This is a genomic window from Streptomyces boluensis (genome assembly GCF_009908195.1).
Classification (GTDB): Bacteria; Actinomycetota; Actinomycetes; order Streptomycetales; family Streptomycetaceae; genus Streptomyces; species Streptomyces boluensis.
The window spans coordinates 21,280-38,452 of the sequence record NZ_JAAAHS010000010.1; the positions used below are offsets into that span (position 1 = coordinate 21,280).

Sequence of the window (17,173 nt, forward strand, 5' to 3'; positions counted from 1 at the left end):
GGCGTCACCCCTCACACAGCGACCGTCCGGAACCCGCAGTTTCCGCTGCTGGAGGCGGGGGTGTTGGCCGAGCGGGCGGACACGCGGTAGCGGTGGCAGTAGGTGTGGTGGCACAGGTAGGAGCCGCCCCGCATGACACGTCGCTCGCCGCTCCGCGGCCCCTCGGGATCGGCTGCGGGGGAGTGGGCGTAGTAGTCGGGGGCGAACCAGTCCGCGCACCACTCCCACACGTTCCCGGCGACCTCGTACAGGCCGAGGCCGTTGGGCGGGTACGAGCGCACCGGGGCGGTCGCCAGCCAGCCGTCCGCGCCGGTGTTGGCGTACGGGAAGCGGCCCTGCCAGATGTTGCACAACCACCGTCCATCGGGGGTGAGTTCGTCGCCCCAGGCGAAGCGGCGGCCTGCGAGTCCGCCGCGGGCCGCGTACTCCCACTCCGCCTCGGTCGGCAGGCGGCGGCCCGCCCACGTGCAGTACGCCAGGGCGTCGTCCCACGCCACGTGCACCACCGGGTGGTCCAACTCGGCGGTGGACAGCGGGCCGTGGGGGCGGCGCCAGTCGGCGCCCCGGACGTCGAGCCACCAGGGGGCGGCCGGGTCGTTCCCGGTGATGTCGGCCCGCTCGGCGGCGACGGCCAGGTGGAACACGGCGGAGCTGCCCTCCCGTTCGGCGACGGTCACCCACGACGTGTCGTCGACGAAGGCCCGGAACATCGCCACGGTCACCGTCGTGGCGTCGATGGCGAACGGGGTGACGCGTACCGCGTGCACGGGCTGTTCGCCATCCGCCGGGTAGCCCTCGGCGAAGGCGTCGCCCATCAGGAACTCGCCCCCGGGGAGCGGGACTTGGTCGTGCGCGGGTGGCACGCGGGCCGGCGTGGGGAGCGGTCCTGTGGAGCAGATCCGGGTTTCCGGTACGCAACATCCCATTGACGTCTCCATGACGTGGCTATATGAATTCTCATCTAGGTGAAACTGCACATAGCAATGTCGCACACAGCAATGTGGCACACAGCTTCCGCACAAGGGAGTCCACGTCCGTGAAGTTCGAGTACGTCCTGCTCGGCCTGCTGGCCCGTCGCCCGTACAGCGGGTACGACCTGCGCAAGTGGCTTGAAGTCGAAGGGCAGTTCCTGTGGGCGCGAGCCCATCACAGCCAGATCTACCGGAAGCTCGGGCAGATGGAGGCCGACGGCTGGATCCGGCACGAGGTCGACGCGCGGGAGGGCCGTCCGGACGCCAAGGTGTACCGGCTCACGCCGCGCGGGCGCGAGGTCCTCCTGGAATGGGTGCGCTCGCCCTACGAGCCGCCCAGCCGCTTCCAGGAGATCGACTTCCTCGCGCGGTTCAGCGTCGCGGCGCCGCTCGACCGGGACGCCGCGATCCGGATCGTCGAGACCGAACTCGACCACCGCCGCGCGCAGATCGCCAGGAACCGCCACCGCGACCGCACCCTGCACTACGACGACCCGCTGCCCGAGCTCGACCAGGACCTGGACGCGCAGGTGCACCAAACCCTCCACCAACTCGGCGCGGCCGCCATGGACCGCTGGGTCGCCTGGCTTGAGCGGACCCTGCGCAACCTGACCGAAGGGAAAGCCGTCCAATGAGGGCGATCATGGTGATGTTCGACAGCCTCAACCGGCACCTGCTGCCGCCGTATGGAGGCGACTGGACCCATGCCCCGAACTTCGCCCGACTCGCGGAGAAGGCCGTCACCTTCGACAACGCGTACGCGGGCTCGATGCCCTGCATGCCGGCCCGCCGCGAACTCCACACCGGGCGCCACAACTTCCTGCACCGCAGCTGGGGACCGCTCGAACCGTTCGACGACTCCATGCCGGAACTCCTCAAGCAGAACGGCGTGTACACCCATCTCGTCAGCGACCACCCGCACTACTGGGAGGACGGCGGCGCCACCTACCACGGCCGCTACAACACCTGGGAGTTCTTCCGAGGCCAGGAGGGCGACCCGTGGAAGGGCCAGGTGGCCGACCCGGAGATACCCGAGGACCTGAAGCGGATGCGGTTCGGCTCCTACCGCCAGGACTGGGTGAACCGGCCCCACATGGCGACGGAGGACCGGCACCCGCAGACCCTCACCTTCGACGCGGGCCTCGACTTCGTACGGACGAACCAGGACGACGACCGGTGGTTCGTGCAGATCGAGACGTTCGACCCGCACGAGCCGTTCTTCAGCCACAAGACCTACAAGGACCTCTATCCGCACGACTACGAAGGCCCGCACTTCGACTGGCCCGACTACAAGCGCGTGGTCGAGACCGACGGCCAGGTGGAGCACGCGCGCTACGAGTATGCGGCGCTCCTGTCGATGTGTGACCACTCCCTGGGCCGCGTCCTCGACACCATGGACGAGCTGGACCTGTGGGACGACACGCTCCTGATCGTCAACACCGACCACGGGCTGCTGCTCGGCGAGAAGGGCTGGTGGGGCAAGAGCGTCCAGCCCTGGTTCAACGAACTCGTCCATCTGCCGCTGTTCGCCTGGGACCCGCGCAACCGCGCCGCGGGCGAACGGCGTTCGGCGCTGGTGCAGACCGTGGACGTGGCACCGACCCTGCTCGACTTCTTCGGCGTCGACCGTCCCGGCGACATGCAGGGCGCGCCCCTCCCGGTCGCCGAGGACACCCCGGTGCGCGAGGCGGGCCTGTTCGGCATCCACGGCGGACACGTCAACGTCACGGACGGCCGCTACGTCTACATGCGGGCGTCGGCCGCACCCGACAACGCGCCCCTGTACGAACACACCCTGATGCCGACCCACATGCGGGGCCGCTTCTCGCCCGCCGAACTCGTCGACCTGGAACTGGCCGAGCCCTTCGACTTCACCAAGAACATCCGCACCCTTCGGGTACCGGGCCGCACCCTCGTCAACCCGTACCACCACGGCACGCTCCTCTTCGACCTGGAGACCGACCCCGACCAGAGCACCCCGCTGCTCGACGACGCCGCCGAACTGCGCATGGCCACCCTGCTGGTGGAGCTGATGCGAGCCAACGACGCTCCGCCCAGCCAGTACGAACGCCTCGGCCTGCCCACCCGGGGGCCGGTCACGGAGAAGCACCTGCTGGTACGGGCTCAGCGCGACCAGGCCGAGCGGGCCGCCCAACCGCTGCCCCGCGCCGAGGACTTCCCCGAGGGCCGCCTCTCGCTGCGTACGCCCCTCAAGGCACTGCTCTCCGACCCGGTCGCCGTCGAGGTGGTGCGTAAACACCTGCCCGGTGTCGCCGACTCCGAGCTGCTCCAGATGATCGGCGCCACACCACTCATCGACGTCGCCGCCATGGCGGGTGCGCTGTTCCCGCCCCCGAGTCTCCGCCGGGTCGCCGAGGAACTCGCCCAACTCTGAGACCGCTGCGGTCAGTTGAGCCGGTGACGGGGTTGCCGCCCCGTCACCGGCGTACGCCCTCCCCTTCCCACAGACCTCCCGCGAAGAGAGTCACAGAGAAAAGAGACGGCCTGATGCCCGAGCTTAGCCAGAGCACCGTCATGCCCAAATCCGAGGTGCAGGTGAAAGGCCGCTGGCGGCAGTTGTCCCTGCTCGGCGGCACCATGCTGGTCGACAGCACCGAGGCGAGCCTGGTCAGCAGCCTCTTTCCCCTGATCCGGCAGTCCCTCGGGGTCTCGCTCGGCGCGCTCGGCATACTGACCGCCGCCGGCAAGATAGCCGGCGCCTTCACCGGGCCTCTGTGGGTGTGGGTGGCGGAGCGCTGGTCGCGCAAGAGCGTCCTCGTCGTGGCCACCGGGCTCTGGGGTGTGTGGGGCGTGGCGGCGGGCTTCGCACAGAGCTTCGCCCAACTCCTCGTCCTCTACACCGTGTTGGCGGCCGGCTACGCGGCCGCGCACCCCATCATCACCGAGCTCATCGGCGACCTCTTCGGGGGCTCGACCCGCGGCCGTGCGATCGGTGTGGTCTACGGCGCGGTCGCGATGGTGAGCGCGGTGATCGGCCCGCTGAAGGGCCAGCTCGCGGGAGTCGACGAGGGCTGGCGCTGGGGGCTGTGGGGTGTCGGCACCTTCAACATCCTGCTCGGTCTGGCGATGTGGCTCTGGTTCCGCGACCCGGGACGGGGTGCGGCCGAGGAGCAGCTCGCCGACCTCGACCGCGCCACGCGCGACGCCCACTCGAAGCTCACCTGGGCCAAGGCGTTCTCGCTCCTCAAGATCCGCAGCCTGGTCGTCCTCCTGGTCTCCCGCCTGCTTTCGGGCCATCTCCTCGTGGGCACCTTCGGCGTCGTGTACCTGGTGGACGTGTACGGCTTCAGCACGCAGAAGGCGTCGATCGTGCTGCTCCCCTTCGGCGTCGGCTACTTCCTGGGCACACTCCTCGGTGGCTTCGCGGCGGACTGGGCCGGCCGGCGCAGCCCCCGCCACGGCCTGGTCACGGTCCTTCAGGCGGCCCAGTTCGCTTTTGCGGGATTCGCTTTCTTCGGGACCCAGTTCGACTACGGGAGCATCGCTCTGTTCGGTGTCTTCTTCGCCCTCATGGGCGCGGCCCAGGGTGTCAATCCGAGCGTCAATCGCCCCATGGTCATGGCCATCACCCCACCCGAGCTGCGCGGCGCCGCCTTCGCGATCTACGTCTCCGTCTTCGAGGCGATCGCCTGGGCCTCCTTCAGCCTCGGCGCCGGCTTCCTCGGTGACGCGATCGGGCTCCGCACCGTCTTCCTGTGGGCGCTCGTCATCCTGATGCTGGTCAACGGCGCCTTTCTGACGCTCCTTCACCGCTCGTACGGCGAGGACGTGGCCCGTGTCCAGAGGGAACTGCACGAGCGCCGCGAACAGGCCCTCGACTCCGCGACCTGACCCTTGCCCGCTTACCTGGCCACACGGAAGAGAGAACAAGCTCATGACGCATGCACGACGCCTGCCCGAGGGGTTCCTCTGGGGCGCCTCCACCGCCGCCCACCAGATCGAGGGCGGCAACACCAACAGCGACTGGTGGGAGTTCGAGCACAGCGGAATTCCTTATGTGAAAGAACCCAGCGGTGACGCCTGCGACAGTTACCACCGCTGGCGCGAGGACATGGACCTGCTGGCCGAACTCGGCTTCACCGACTACCGGTTCAGCATCGAATGGGCCCGTATCGAACCGGCCCCGGGTGAGTTCTCCCGCGCCGCCATCGCCCACTACCGGCGCATGGTCGAGGGCGCCCGCGAACGGGGTCTGCGGCCCATGGTGACCCTGCACCACTTCACCAACCCCCGGTGGTTCGCCGAGCGCGGAGGCTGGGCGGCCGCCGGATCGGACGAGCTGTTCGCCCGCTACCTCACGGCAGCCGCACCCATCTTCGCCACGGACGTGGCGCACGCGTGCACCATCAACGAACCCAACATCGTCGCCGTCATGGCTGCCGCGCAGGCGGCGCTCGCCTCGGGCCAGGCCGTGAACCTCGCCGCGGACCCGCCGGCTCCGGACGAGGCCACCACCGACGCTCTGGTACGGGCGCACGCCCGAGCCGTCGAAACGGTCAAGTCCCTTGCCCCGCACGTGAGTACCGGCTGGTCCGTCGCCAACCTGGTGTGCGAGGCCCTGCCCGGATCCGAGGAGGTCGCCGCGGCATTCCGGCGCCCACGTGTCGACGTCTTCCTCGAAGCCGCCCGTGGCGACGACTGGCTCGGAGTGCAGGCGTACACCCGCACTCTCATCGGCCCGAGCGGCCGGCTGCCCGTGCCCGAGGACGCGGAACGCACCCTCACGGGATGGGAGTTCTACCCGCGGGCACTGGGCGATGCCGTACGGCACAGCGCTTCCGTCGCCGCCGGCACCCCGCTGATCGTCACCGAGAACGGCATCGCGACCGACGACGACTCCCGCCGCGTCCAGTACACCACCGGCGCTCTGGAGTCCCTCGCCGACGCCATGCGCGACGGCGTCGACGTCCGCGGCTACTTCCACTGGAGCGCACTGGACAACTACGAATGGGGCCGATACGAGCCCACCTTCGGCCTGATCGCCGTCGACCGCGAGACCTTCGCCCGCACCCCCAAGCCCTCGGCCGCCTGGCTCGGCGCCATCGGCCGCACCCGTGTGCTGCCTGGTGAGGCGTGAGGGCGACGTCTGCGCCGGGGGCTCAGCCGATCTTGGGTGGGTGCCGCCGGTCCCGGAGCCGGCCGGGCACGGTCGGCCTTGGATGGGCGGTTCAGGCGGCGTGGCGGGCGATCGCCCGGTCCGGGTACAGGGCGGTGAACAGCCCCGGGGCCGCGAAGCCGACGACCTTGATGGCGATGACGGCGGCTGTGGCCTGCGGCGCTTCGTGCAGCAGGACGGCGAGCACGGCTGCGGTGACGGTGAAGGCGCCTGCCCAGACGCCCGTGATGACGGCGTTGATCCGGTGGAACAGCGGGAGTTCCCAGACCTCGCGCGGCGCGCGACGCCGGGCGATCCCCAGGGTGAAAGGCCGCCGGATGGCCAGTGAACCCCATGCGGTGGCCGCCAGCCATCCCAGCGACATCGCCGGGCCGTAGTCCTTGACGGGCGCATCCGGCACGCTGAACGCGACGGCGCCCAGGATGGCGAAGAACACGACCCCGCTGGCCTCGATCACTACCTCGTCCCAGGCGCGGCCCGACCTGCGGTCCGCGGTCAGCAGGGCCGCCGCCAGTACGAACCCGGCCAGTGCGCCGTATCGCCAGTCGACGCGGGTGGCGACGACGACGAAGGCGATCCAGGGGATGAAGCCGCGGATCTGGGACATGCCGGAACCTCCAATATTCCACTTGTGACAGGTCGAACTTAGACCGTCTAAATTTGACATGTCAAAGTCGAAACGTAGGGTGAGTGCATGAGCCTTCGTCATGCCGTGCTCGGACTGCTGGCCGCGCAGCCTGCCAGCGGATACGACCTCCTGAAGACCTTTCAGTCCTCTCTGGCGAACGTGTGGCCCGCCACGCAGAGCCAGCTGTACGGCGAGCTCGCCCGCCTCGCCGACAGCGGCCTGGTCGAGGTGCGCACCGAGGGCCCGCGCGGGCGCAAGGAGTACGAGATCACCGACGCCGGCCGCCGGGAGCTGCGGCACTGGATCCTGGAGGTCGAACCGGAACGGGTCCGGCGCAGCGACACGTTGCTGCGCGCCTTCCTCCTCGGATCCGTGGAGCCGGAGCATGCGCTCGACTTCCTGCAAGGGCGGGCCACAGCCGCCGACGAGCGGCACGCGGAGCTGCGCGCCCTCGCCGCCTCCACCCCCTGGGGCCAGGGGGATCTCTCGGTGTACGGCCGGATCACGCTCGAATGGGGTCTGCGTTTCAGCGCCATGCAGCGCGAATGGGCGGACTGGGCGGCCGGCCAGATCGCTGCCGCATCACCGGCCGTGCAGCAGAAGCCGAGGTAGTCGCGGGCCGGATTCGTCCCCCGGGCCGCCGATCCGGATGACCGGCGAGGCAATCCGCAGCGTCAGATTCGGTTCAGCTTCCTCCGCTGACCAAGATGCCGCCTCGCTGCACCGGCCGAGGTGTCCCCGGTTCCCGTCGGTGATGACGATCGGGTTGCCGGGGGGCGGGCACCGCGATCGCGGTGAGGAGCAGTCCGTCGCGTACGCGGAACACGCCGTCGAATCCGTTCAGCCGCACTCCGTCCAGCACCGGGCCCGGCACCAGGAGCCGCGCCGAGAAGGTTCCGGCCACCGGATCCAAGGTGATCAGGGCGTCCTCGAAGTCCAGCCAGCGCCCGGTCAGCGGGAACCAGGCCTTGTAGACGCTCTCCTTCGCGCTGAACAACAGGCGCTCCCAGTGGACTTCGGGCCGCAGCGTGGCCAGCTGCGCGAGCTGCGCCCGCTCCTGCGGCAGCGTCACACGTTCCAGGATGCCGGGATGAGGCAGTGGCAGATCGGGTTCCGCGTCCAGGCCCACCGTCAGCACATCGGCCGAGCGGGCCACAGCCGCGCCGCGATAGCCCTCACAGTGCGTCATGCTGCCGACGAACCCGGCGGGCCACGTGGGCGCCCCGCGTACCCCGGGCAGGATCGGCACGGGCGCAACTCCCAGCTGGGCAAGGGCCCGACGCGCACAGCCGCGCACGGTGCCGAACTCCCGGCGACGCTTGTCGACCGAGCCCGCCACCAGGCGGGCCTCTTCAGGGAACAGCGGTGCCGCGCCGGGCGCGTCGCCGTACGTCTCCACGGCGACGACCGGCAGCGGCAGCAACTCCTCGGTCATGCGTGACCAACTCGGCAGCTCAGCCACGTGAAGGCTCCAGAGCTGCGCCTCGCAGCGCGGCCGTGACGAGCTGAGCCACCTGCGCGGTGTGGCTGTCGAGATAGAAGTGGCCGCCGGGGAATGTCCGCAGATCGGCTCCGGCGCCGGTGTGCTCCTGCCAGGCGGCCGCATCCTCGACGGAGACGATGGGGTCCGCGTCACCGACGAGCACGGTGAACGGGGTGGTCAGCGGGGGTCCGGGACGCCAGGTGTACGTCGCAAGCGCGCCGTAGTCGGCCCGGAGCGCGGGCAGGACCATCTCCAGGATCTCAGGCTCGTCGAGCACCCGGGCCCCGGTACCGCCGAGCCGGCGGATCGCGGAGATCAGCTCGCCGTCGCCGCGCAACTGGTCGTGCGGATCGGGGTGTTCCGCCGGGGCGCGGCGGCCGGAGAGGAAGAGGCGCAGCGGTCCGGGCGCCTCGCGCTCGGCGAGCAGCCGGGCGGTCTCGTAGGCGACCGCCGCCCCCATGCTGTGCCCGAACAGGGCGTAGGGACGCCCGGGTTGCTCTCGCTGCTCCGCGAGCAGCTCCTCCGCGACGAGTCGGGCGAGCCGGGCGAGGGACGCGACCGGAGGCTCGCGGCGCCGGTCCTGACGCCCCGGGTACTGCACGGCGAGCACGTCGAGCTCGCCGGACAGCGCGCGGGAGAGGGCCAGGTAGGAGCTTGCCGCACCTCCGGCATGCGGGAAGCAGTACAGCTTCGGTCCGCTTCCGGGATCTTGACCGAACCGTCGGAACCAGTCGTTGTCCACATCAACTCCTGCGGTGAGCATCTGCGTCGGGCCTCTCGGCCTGTTCAGCCTGCCGGCCTTCTTCAGTCTGCTCGGTCTCCCTGGTGCGCCGGATCTTCTGGATTGCTGGAGTGGCTTCTTCAGCGAATGCCGGAGTGTCGGTTGTGCGGCGATTTCGTGCAACGGAGCAAGAGGACTTCCCTAAGTGGCCGGGAGGGACTCCCCGAAGTAGCAGTTGTTGATTGACGTGGCCACTCGCTGATTTCTAAGTTCGCGCTGAACGCTTGAACGGTCCGTCAGCGACCGGCCGCGTTCGTTCTTTCGTCGGTGATTCAGAGGGAGTCGCATGGGCACGGACGGGAAGTCATCAGGAGAGCCGGTCGCCATTGTCGGCCTGGCGTGCCGATTTCCAGGTGCTGCCCACCACGACGCCTATTGGGGACTACTTCGCGAAGGCGCCGGAGCAGTGTCGGGACGACCTGTGTCGCGGGGGCCGGGTTCGCAGCCGGGCGGATTCCTGGAAGGGGTAGACGAATTCGACGCCGAATTCTTTGACATTTCTCCCCGAGAAGCGGCCGCGATGGACCCGCAGCAGCGCCTCGCCCTCGAGTTGGGCTGGGAGGCATTCGAGGACGCCGGCATGATTCCGGGAAACCTGCGAGGGGAGAAGGTCGGCGTCTTCGGCGGAGCCATGTGGGACGACTACGCGACGCTGCAGCACCAGCGGGACGTGGCCTCCAGCACCCGGCACAGCATGACCGGGCTGCACCGCGGCATGATCGCCAATCGCCTTTCGTACGCGTTCGACCTGCGCGGTCCGAGTCTGGTCGTCGACACCGGTCAGTCCTCGTCCCTGGTGGCGGTCCACCTGGCCGCCGAGAGCCTGCGCCGTGGTGAGACGACTCTGGCACTGGCGGGCGGCGTGAACCTCGGTCTCGCGGCCGAAAGCACCGCGTACTCCGCGAAGTTCGGCGGTCTGTCCCCGGACGGCCGGTGCTTCACCTTCGACGCACGTGCCAATGGCTACGTACGGGGTGAGGGCGCCGGATTCGTCGTCCTCAAGCCGCTGTCGCGGGCCCTGCGGGACGGTGACCGCGTCTACTGCGTGATCGAAGGCTCCGCGACGAACAACGACGGAGCGGGTGAAGGGCTCACCGTACCGAACCCGCGGGCTCAGGAAGAGGTGCTGCGCGCGGCGTACGACAACGCCGCCGTCGACCCGGCCGCGGTCCAGTACGTCGAACTTCACGGCACCGGAACGAAGGTCGGTGATCCGATCGAGGCGGCCGCGCTCGGAGCGGTGTTCGGTGGGACCAGGCCGACCGGCCACCCGCTGCTCGTGGGCTCGGTGAAGACGAATATCGGGCACCTGGAAGCCGCCGCGGGCATCGCCGGCCTGATCAAGGTGGCGTTGAGCATCGCGCGGCGCGAGATCCCCGCCAGCCTCAACTTCGAGACACCCCATCCGGACATCGGGCTCGATGCGGCGGGCCTGCGAGTCCAGACCGCCCTGAGCCCCTGGCCGCAGCGCACGGCACCACTTCTCGCGGGAGTCAGCTCCTTCGGCATGGGCGGCACCAACTGCCATGTCGTGCTCTCCGATTCCCACGTGCGCCGCGCCGCGGCACCGGACAGCGGTGCCGTACTGCCCGCGCCCCGCTCGGGCAGCGCGCCCGCGGCGCTGCCGTGGGTCGTCTCCGGACGGTCCGAAGCGGCTCTGCGCGCCCAGGGCCGACAGCTTCGGGCACGGGTCGCGACGGACCCGGAACTGAACCTGGCCGGACTCGCCCATACGCTTTCCGCGCACCGCACCGCTTTCGAGCACCGTGCGGCGGTCCTCGGCACGAGCCGCGACGACCTCCTGCGCGGTCTGGACGCCCTCGCGGACGGAACCCGGGCCCCGCACCTGATCCACGGAACGACCAGAGGCTCCGGGAAGAACGCCTTCCTCTTCGCCGGACAGGGCAGCCAGCGTCCGGGTATGGGGCGGGACCTGTACGCGTCGGTGCCGGTCTTCGCCGACGCGCTGGACGAGGTGTCCGCGCACTTCGACGCCCAACTGCCGTACGGCCTCAAGGAGATGATGTTCGCTCAGCCCGGTACGCCCGAAGCGGCCAGGCTGGACGAGACGAGGTATGCGCAGCCCGCGCTGTTCGCCCTTGAGGTCGCGCTGTTCCGGCTGATGCAGGAGTGCGGGCCGCGACCTGACTACCTCCTCGGCCACTCCGTGGGTGAGCTCAGCGCCGCCCATGCCGCGGGAGTGCTCTCTCTGCAGGACGCCTGCGTGCTCGTCGAGGCGCGAGGCAGGCTGATGCAGCAGGCCATGGCCGACGGCGCCATGGTGATGCTCCAGGCCACCGAGGACGAGCTCGGCGCGGAGCTGGGCCGGTACCCCGGGCGGATCTCCATCGGGGCGGTCAACGGGCCGATGAACAGCGTGCTTTCGGGATGCCGGGAGGCCGTGGCGGACATCGCCGCCGATTTCGAGGCCATGGGCCGCAAGGCCAAGTGGCTGAACGTCAGCCATGCCTTCCATTCCCCGCACATGGACGGCGTGCTCGATGAATTCCGGTCCGTGGCAGCGGAGTTGACCTACTCTCCGGCCCGTATCCCGGTCGTCTCCAACGTCACCGGGAGCCTCGCCGTCGCGGACGAGCTGGCGTCGCCGGACTACTGGACCCGGCACATCCGCGCGTCCGTGCGCTTCCACGACGGCATACGGCTGCTTGATTCCCAAGGAGTGACGTCCTACCTGGAGTTGGGGCCCGGCGCGCTGACGGCGATGACCCGGGAGAGCCTGGCGGGCGTCACCCCGTCCAGTGCCACCGTGGTGCCGCTGCTGCGGGCGGGACGGCCGGAGGGCCGTACCGTCGCCGCCGCGCTGGCCGAGGTGTTCGTCCACGGACAGGACGTGGACTGGCAGGCATTCGCCGCCGGGGACGCCCCCCGGGTCGAACTGCCGACCTATGCCTTCCAGCGCAGCTCCCACTGGCTCGACGCACCGGGCGGACAGGGCACCCGCGAACAGGCCACGGACGAAGCGGCAGCCGCACCGGCCGCGGACGGACCCGCCCGCGTCGCAGCACCGTCACAGGCGGGGCCGGACCGGCAGGAGCGGGCCGGTGACGCACCACGCGACACTGATCTCCTCGACCTGGTGCGGGTTTGCGCCGCGACGGTGCTCGGGCATCTCACGGCCGAGGCGATCGACGCGGAGAAGACCTTCAAGCAGCTCGGGTTCGACTCGGTCGGCGCCGCCGAGCTCAGCGCTGAACTGGCCAGGGAAACAGGCCTCGCACACCTGGCGCCGACGATGGTGTACAACCATCCGACCCCCGCCGCACTGGCCCGCTTCCTGCGGACCGAGCTTTCCGGCGAGCCGCTGCGGGCCGCAGCCGACGCGCCGGCCACGACCGGAGCCGCCCCCGGAGCGGTCACCGGCGAACCCATCGCCATCGTAGGAATGAGCTGCCGTTTCCCCGGAGCCGTACGGTCACCGGAGGAGCTGTGGAACCTGGTGGCCGAGGGCCGGGACGCGATCTCCGCCTTCCCCGTCGACCGTGGCTGGGAGCTCGCCGCCCTGCGGAACCCTGAGGACCCCGACATCGCCTACGCGCGTGAGGGCGGATTCCTCTACGACGCCGCCGAGTTCGACGCCGGGTTCTTCGGGATCAGCCCCCGTGAGGCGCGGGCGATGGACCCGCAGCAGCGCCAGGTGCTGGAGACGGCGTGGGAGGCACTGGAGCGGGCGGGCATCGACCCCACCTCCCTGAGGGGCAGCGAGGTGGGCGTGTTCGTCGGGGCGACGGCGCAGGACTACGGCCCTCGCCTCGGTGAGCCCGCCGACGGTGCCGAAGGACACCTCCTCACCGGCAACACCCCCAGTGTCATCTCGGGCCGCGTCGCCTACACCCTCGGTCTTGAGGGGCCGGCCATCACGGTCGACACCGCCTGCTCGTCGTCCTTGGCGGCGCTGCACCTGGCGAGCCGTTCACTGCGGCAGGGCGAGAGCACGATGGCGCTGGCCGGCGGAGTGACCGTGATGCCGACCCCGGGCATGTTCGTGGAATTCGCCCAGCAGCACGGCCTCGCCCCTGACGGCCGGTGCAAGCCCTTCGCCGAGTCGGCTGACGGTACCGGCTGGAGTGAGGGCGTGGGCATGGTGGTGCTCGAGCGGCTCTCCGACGCCCGGCGCCGCGGCCATCAGGTCCTGGCCGTGCTGCGTGGCTCCGCCATCAACCAGGACGGCGCCAGCAACGGCCTCGCCGCGCCGAACGGACCGGCGCAGGAGCGGGTGATCCGGCAGGCCCTGGCCGATGCCCGGCTCTCGGCGCAGGACATCGACCTGGTCGAGGCCCACGGGACGGGAACGAAGCTGGGCGACCCGATCGAGGCACAGGCCCTGGTCGCCACGTATGGCCAGGGGCGGTCCGGGCAAGCCCCGCTGTGGCTCGGCTCGGTGAAGTCGAACATCGGGCACACCCAGGCCGCCGCCGGGGTCGCCGGAGTCATCAAGTCGGTGATGGCACTGCGCCACGGCCGGCTGCCGGCGAGCCTGCACATCGATGAGCCGACGCCGTACGTGGACTGGACGGCCGGGTCCGTCGCCGTGCTGGCCGAGGCGCAGCAGTGGCCGGACACCGGGCGGCCGCGCCGGGCGGCCGTGTCCTCCTTCGGCGTCAGCGGAACCAACGTCCACGCCATCCTGGAACAGGCCCCGGCCGGTGACGATCCCGGGCCACAGGACCGCGTTCCGCACGACCCGGCCGCGGTGGTGCCCTGGCCACTGTCGGCGAAGTCCCCGCAAGCACTGCGCGGCCAGGCGGCCCGTCTGCGGGCCCATCTCGACGGCAGCCGGGACGCACCCGCCGACACGGGTTTCTCGCTCGCCACCACCCGGGCCGAGTTCGACCACCGCGCCGTGCTGATCGGCGCCGAGCCGGGTGAGCTGACGGCCGGTCTGGCCGCCCTCGCGCACGACACCCCCGCCGCCGCGGTGGTGCGCGGCACGGACGCGGGGCACACCCAGACCGTGTTCGTCTTCCCCGGCCAGGGCTCCCAGTGGGACGGCATGGCGGTCCAACTGCTCGATTCCGCACCGGTGTTCGCCGAGCGGATGCGGGAGTGCGACGAAGCCCTCGGTGCGGTCGTGGACTGGTCGCTCCTCGACGTCCTGCGGGGCGTGCCCGGAGCGCCGTCGCTCGACCGGGTCGACGTCGTCCAGCCGGCGCTGTTCGCGATGATGGTCTCGCTCGCCGCGCTGTGGGAGTCCTACGGCGTGCGCCCGACCGCCGTGGTCGGCCACAGCCAGGGCGAGATAGCCGCCGCCTGCGTCGCGGGCGGACTCACCCTCCAGGACGCCGCGAAGATCGTGGCCCTGCGCAGCCGGGCCCTGACGGCCCTCTCCGGCCGGGGCGGCATGGTGTCGGTCGCGCTCCCGGCCGAGCAGGTGCGTCAACTGCCGTGCTGGGACGCACGGCTCGATGTCGCCGTCGTCAACGGCCCCGCCTCCGTAGTGGTCGCGGGGGAGCCGCAGGCGCTGCGGGAACTGCTCGACGTGTGCGCGGCGCAGGGCGCCAGGGCCAAGCAGATCCCGGTGACCTACGCGGCGCACTCGGCTCAGGTCGAGGAGATCCGCGAGCAACTGCTCACCGAGCTCGACGGGATCCGGCCGCGCTCCGGCGCCGTCCCCTTCCATTCCACGGTGACCGGGGGTCTGCTCGACACCCGTGATCTCGACGCCGCGTACTGGTACCGGAACCTGCGCGAGCCGGTGGAGTTTGAACGGACCATGGACGCCGTCCTCAAGGCGGGCCCCGCGCTCCTGGTCGAGGCCAGCCCGCATCCGGTGCTGAGCCTCGGCGTGCAGGAGGTCATCGAGACAACCGGTGGCACGGGTGCGGTGGTCGGTTCGCTGCGGCGCGGGGACGGCGGCCGAAGGAGGTTCCTGACCTCGCTCGCCGAGGCCTACGTCCTGGGCGCTCCGGTGGACTGGCGGGCGGCCTTCGACGGCGTGCGGGCGGCCCGCACCGACCTGCCCACGTATGCCTTCCAGCACGAGCGGTACTGGATGACGCACTCCGTACCGCAAGCCGCGGCCGCCTTGGAGAACGACGCGGAACGGCGGCTCTGGGACGTCGTCGAACGCGGCGACCTGACCGCGCTGGCCGCCGAACTCGGCACCGGGGAACCCGAGTCGCTGCGCGCCGTCCTTCCGGCGCTGGCCTCGTGGCGCCGACGGCACAGCGAGGGCGGCGCGGTGGACTCGCTGAGGTACCGGGTCAGCTGGCAGCCCCTGGCCCAGGTGCCGTCCGGTGGACTGTCCGGCCGGTGGCTGGTCATCGGGTACGAGGGCGCCGCACACCGGCAGCCGGCCGAGTCCTGCCTCGCGGCTGTGGTGCGCGACGGCGCCGAGGTGCTGTCGCTGACGGTCCGGCAGGGCAGTACACGCGGTGAACTCGCGGACCTCCTGCGCTCCGTGGGTGACGAGGGCGTCCCGTTCGACGGTGTCCTGTCGCTGCCGTCCGGGGCGGCCGGTGAGCCGGTGGTGCCCTCGTCGTCGGGAGAGCTGTCCGGCACGCTGGCCCTGGTGCAGGCGCTCGGGGACGCGGGTATCTCCGCCCGGCTGTGGTGTCTGACCCAGGGCGCTGTGTCGGTCGGCGCCGGCGACCCGGTGACCTCGCCCGCGCAGGCGCAGGTCTGGGGCCTCGGCCGGGTGGCCGCCATGGAGCACCCGCAACGGTGGGGCGGCCTGATCGATCTGCCGGCCGGGGCGGACGGCCCGCTCATCGCGCAATTGCCCGCTGTGCTCGCCGGGCTGCACGAGCGGGGCGACGAGGACCAAGTGGCCCTGCGCCACGCCGGGTTGTTCGCTCGCAGGCTGGTCCACTCCCCACGGCAGCACGACGCCGCGGGGAGCCCGTGGCGCCCCCGGGGCACCGCCCTGGTCACCGGCGGCACCGGCGCCCTCGGCGCCCACGTCGCACGCTGGCTGGCGAAGGAGGGGGCCGAGCACATCGTCCTGGCCAGCCGCAGGGGCGGGGGCGCCGACGGCTGCGGCGCGCTGACGGCCGAACTGAGCGCGCTGGGCGCACGGGTGAGCACGGTCGCCTGCGACACCGGCGACCGGGCCGCGCTCGCCGCGCTGTTCTCGGCACTCGACGAGGAAGGCTGCCCGGTGCGGACCGTTGTGCACACGGCCGGAGTGATCGAGGAGACACCCCTCGACGCCCTGACGCCGCAGCGGTACACGGAGTTGGCGCGCTCCAAGGCCGATGGCGCCCTGTACCTGCACGAACTCACCAAGGACCGGGATCTCGACGCGTTCGTGCTGTTCTCCTCGGTGTCGGGGTTGTGGGGCGGCTCCGGCTACGCCGGATACGCGGCCGCGAACACCTATCTGGACGCCCTCGCGCAGTACCGCCGGGCGCAGAGCCTTCCGGCCACCTCCGTCGTCTGGGGCCCGTGGGCGGACGGCGGCATGATGTCCGGCAGGGGCATGGAGGAGTCGGTGGTCCGCAACGGCGTGCGCTACCTCGCGCCGGACCGGGCGATCAGCGCGTTGCGGCACAGCCTCGAGCACGACGAACCCTCCCCTGTGGTCATCGATGTGGACTGGGTGCCCTTCTTCGAGGCCTTCACCGCGACGCGCACCGGACCGCTGCTGACGGAACTCCCCGAAGTACGCCGCCTGTTGGACGCCGACCGGACCGGGAACGCCCCCGCTGCGACGGCCCCCGAGGGCGCACTCGGCCGGCGCCTCGCCGAACTGGGCCCTGCCCAGCGGCAGGAGCTCGCGTGCGGCATCGTGCGCGGACAGGTGGCGACGGCACTGGGCTACTCCGACCCGCACGCGATCGGGGACCGCTCGCCGTTCAAGGAGCTGGGCATCGACTCGATGCTCGCGGTGATGCTGCGCAACCGGCTCCAGGAGACGACCGGGCTGACCCTGGAACGCACCGTGATCTTCGACCATCCGACGCCGGAGCGGCTCGCGGCGTACCTGATCGCGACAGCTCTCGCGGACCTGCCCGATTCCACGGACGGCGATGGGCCGACGGCGCAGACGCCGGGCACGGCCCCCGGCAGCGAGCCGGACCGTGCGCGCCGACAGGCCGAAGCCGATCGGCTGATCGACGAAATGGACCCCGAGGCCCTGGTGAGCCTCGCCCTTTCCTGACGCCGGTCGCACCCCACCCACAAGCGAGTCCCACCCACAAGCGAGTCCAAGCCA

At 70.9% G+C, this 17,173-nt stretch carries 10 protein-coding genes; 6 read left to right on the forward strand and 4 right to left on the reverse strand.

Features of this window, described 5'->3' with window-relative positions:
- Positions 1-11 precede the first annotated feature (11 nt).
- Positions 12-938 carry a formylglycine-generating enzyme family protein gene (locus tag GUY60_RS02815; protein WP_376771145.1) on the reverse strand — a complete coding sequence of 309 codons (927 nt, stop codon included), beginning with the start codon at positions 936-938 and terminating at the stop codon, positions 12-14.
- Between the two features lie 98 nt (positions 939-1,036).
- Here GUY60_RS02815 and GUY60_RS02820 point away from each other — a divergent pair, with 98 nt between their 5' ends.
- From GUY60_RS02820 to GUY60_RS02835, 4 genes are all read left to right on the forward strand, one after another.
- Positions 1,037-1,606: a PadR family transcriptional regulator gene (locus tag GUY60_RS02820; protein WP_161693369.1), complete on the forward strand. Its 570-nt coding sequence runs from the start codon at positions 1,037-1,039 to the stop codon at positions 1,604-1,606.
- Between the two features lie 8 nt (positions 1,607-1,614).
- The gene (locus GUY60_RS02825) at positions 1,615-3,366 is read left to right on the forward strand and encodes a sulfatase (RefSeq protein ID WP_312866159.1); all 1,752 of its coding nucleotides are present in this window, start codon (positions 1,615-1,617) and stop codon (positions 3,364-3,366) included.
- A 113-nt stretch (positions 3,367-3,479) separates the two neighbouring features.
- A complete protein-coding gene (locus tag GUY60_RS02830) occupies positions 3,480-4,823 on the forward strand; it encodes an MFS transporter (RefSeq protein WP_161693371.1) in 1,344 nt (447 codons plus the stop codon).
- 43 nt (positions 4,824-4,866) lie between these two features.
- On the forward strand, positions 4,867-6,069 hold the full coding sequence (locus tag GUY60_RS02835) for a glycoside hydrolase family 1 protein (RefSeq protein ID WP_161693372.1): 1,203 nt from the start codon (positions 4,867-4,869) through the stop codon (positions 6,067-6,069).
- 91 nt (positions 6,070-6,160) lie between these two features.
- Here GUY60_RS02835 and GUY60_RS02840 read toward each other — a convergent pair whose 3' ends face one another.
- The gene (locus GUY60_RS02840; RefSeq protein ID WP_161693373.1) at positions 6,161-6,715 is read right to left on the reverse strand and encodes a hypothetical protein; all 555 of its coding nucleotides are present in this window, start codon (positions 6,713-6,715) and stop codon (positions 6,161-6,163) included.
- An 87-nt stretch (positions 6,716-6,802) separates the two neighbouring features.
- Here GUY60_RS02840 and GUY60_RS02845 point away from each other — a divergent pair, with 87 nt between their 5' ends.
- Positions 6,803-7,348 carry a PadR family transcriptional regulator gene (locus tag GUY60_RS02845; RefSeq protein ID WP_161693374.1) on the forward strand — a complete coding sequence of 182 codons (546 nt, stop codon included), beginning with the start codon at positions 6,803-6,805 and terminating at the stop codon, positions 7,346-7,348.
- A 73-nt stretch (positions 7,349-7,421) separates the two neighbouring features.
- Here GUY60_RS02845 and GUY60_RS02850 read toward each other — a convergent pair whose 3' ends face one another.
- Both GUY60_RS02850 and GUY60_RS02855 read right to left on the reverse strand, forming a co-directional pair.
- Positions 7,422-8,171: a 4'-phosphopantetheinyl transferase family protein gene (locus tag GUY60_RS02850; RefSeq protein WP_161693385.1), complete on the reverse strand. Its 750-nt coding sequence runs from the start codon at positions 8,169-8,171 to the stop codon at positions 7,422-7,424.
- A 19-nt stretch (positions 8,172-8,190) separates the two neighbouring features.
- Positions 8,191-8,961: a thioesterase II family protein gene (locus GUY60_RS02855; protein WP_312866160.1), complete on the reverse strand. Its 771-nt coding sequence runs from the start codon at positions 8,959-8,961 to the stop codon at positions 8,191-8,193.
- 325 nt (positions 8,962-9,286) lie between these two features.
- Here GUY60_RS02855 and GUY60_RS02860 point away from each other — a divergent pair, with 325 nt between their 5' ends.
- A complete protein-coding gene (locus tag GUY60_RS02860) occupies positions 9,287-17,119 on the forward strand; it encodes a type I polyketide synthase (protein WP_161693376.1) in 7,833 nt (2,610 codons plus the stop codon).
- The last annotated feature ends 54 nt before the right edge of the window (positions 17,120-17,173 follow it).

Excerpts from the sequence above, each read along its gene's own strand:
- GUY60_RS02860 (WP_161693376.1), top strand. The coding sequence starts at position 9,287 with ATGGGCACGGACGGGAAGTCATCAGGAGAGCCGGTCGCCATTGTCGGC.
- GUY60_RS02850 (WP_161693385.1), bottom strand. The coding sequence starts at position 8,171 with ATGACCGAGGAGTTGCTGCCGCTGCCGGTCGTCGCCGTGGAGACGTAC.
- GUY60_RS02825 (WP_312866159.1), top strand. The coding sequence starts at position 1,615 with ATGGTGATGTTCGACAGCCTCAACCGGCACCTGCTGCCGCCGTATGGA.
- GUY60_RS02845 (WP_161693374.1), top strand. The coding sequence starts at position 6,803 with ATGAGCCTTCGTCATGCCGTGCTCGGACTGCTGGCCGCGCAGCCTGCC.
- GUY60_RS02815 (WP_376771145.1), bottom strand. The coding sequence starts at position 938 with ATGGAGACGTCAATGGGATGTTGCGTACCGGAAACCCGGATCTGCTCC.
- GUY60_RS02840 (WP_161693373.1), bottom strand. The coding sequence starts at position 6,715 with ATGTCCCAGATCCGCGGCTTCATCCCCTGGATCGCCTTCGTCGTCGTC.
- GUY60_RS02830 (WP_161693371.1), top strand. The coding sequence starts at position 3,480 with ATGCCCGAGCTTAGCCAGAGCACCGTCATGCCCAAATCCGAGGTGCAG.
- GUY60_RS02835 (WP_161693372.1), top strand. The coding sequence starts at position 4,867 with ATGACGCATGCACGACGCCTGCCCGAGGGGTTCCTCTGGGGCGCCTCC.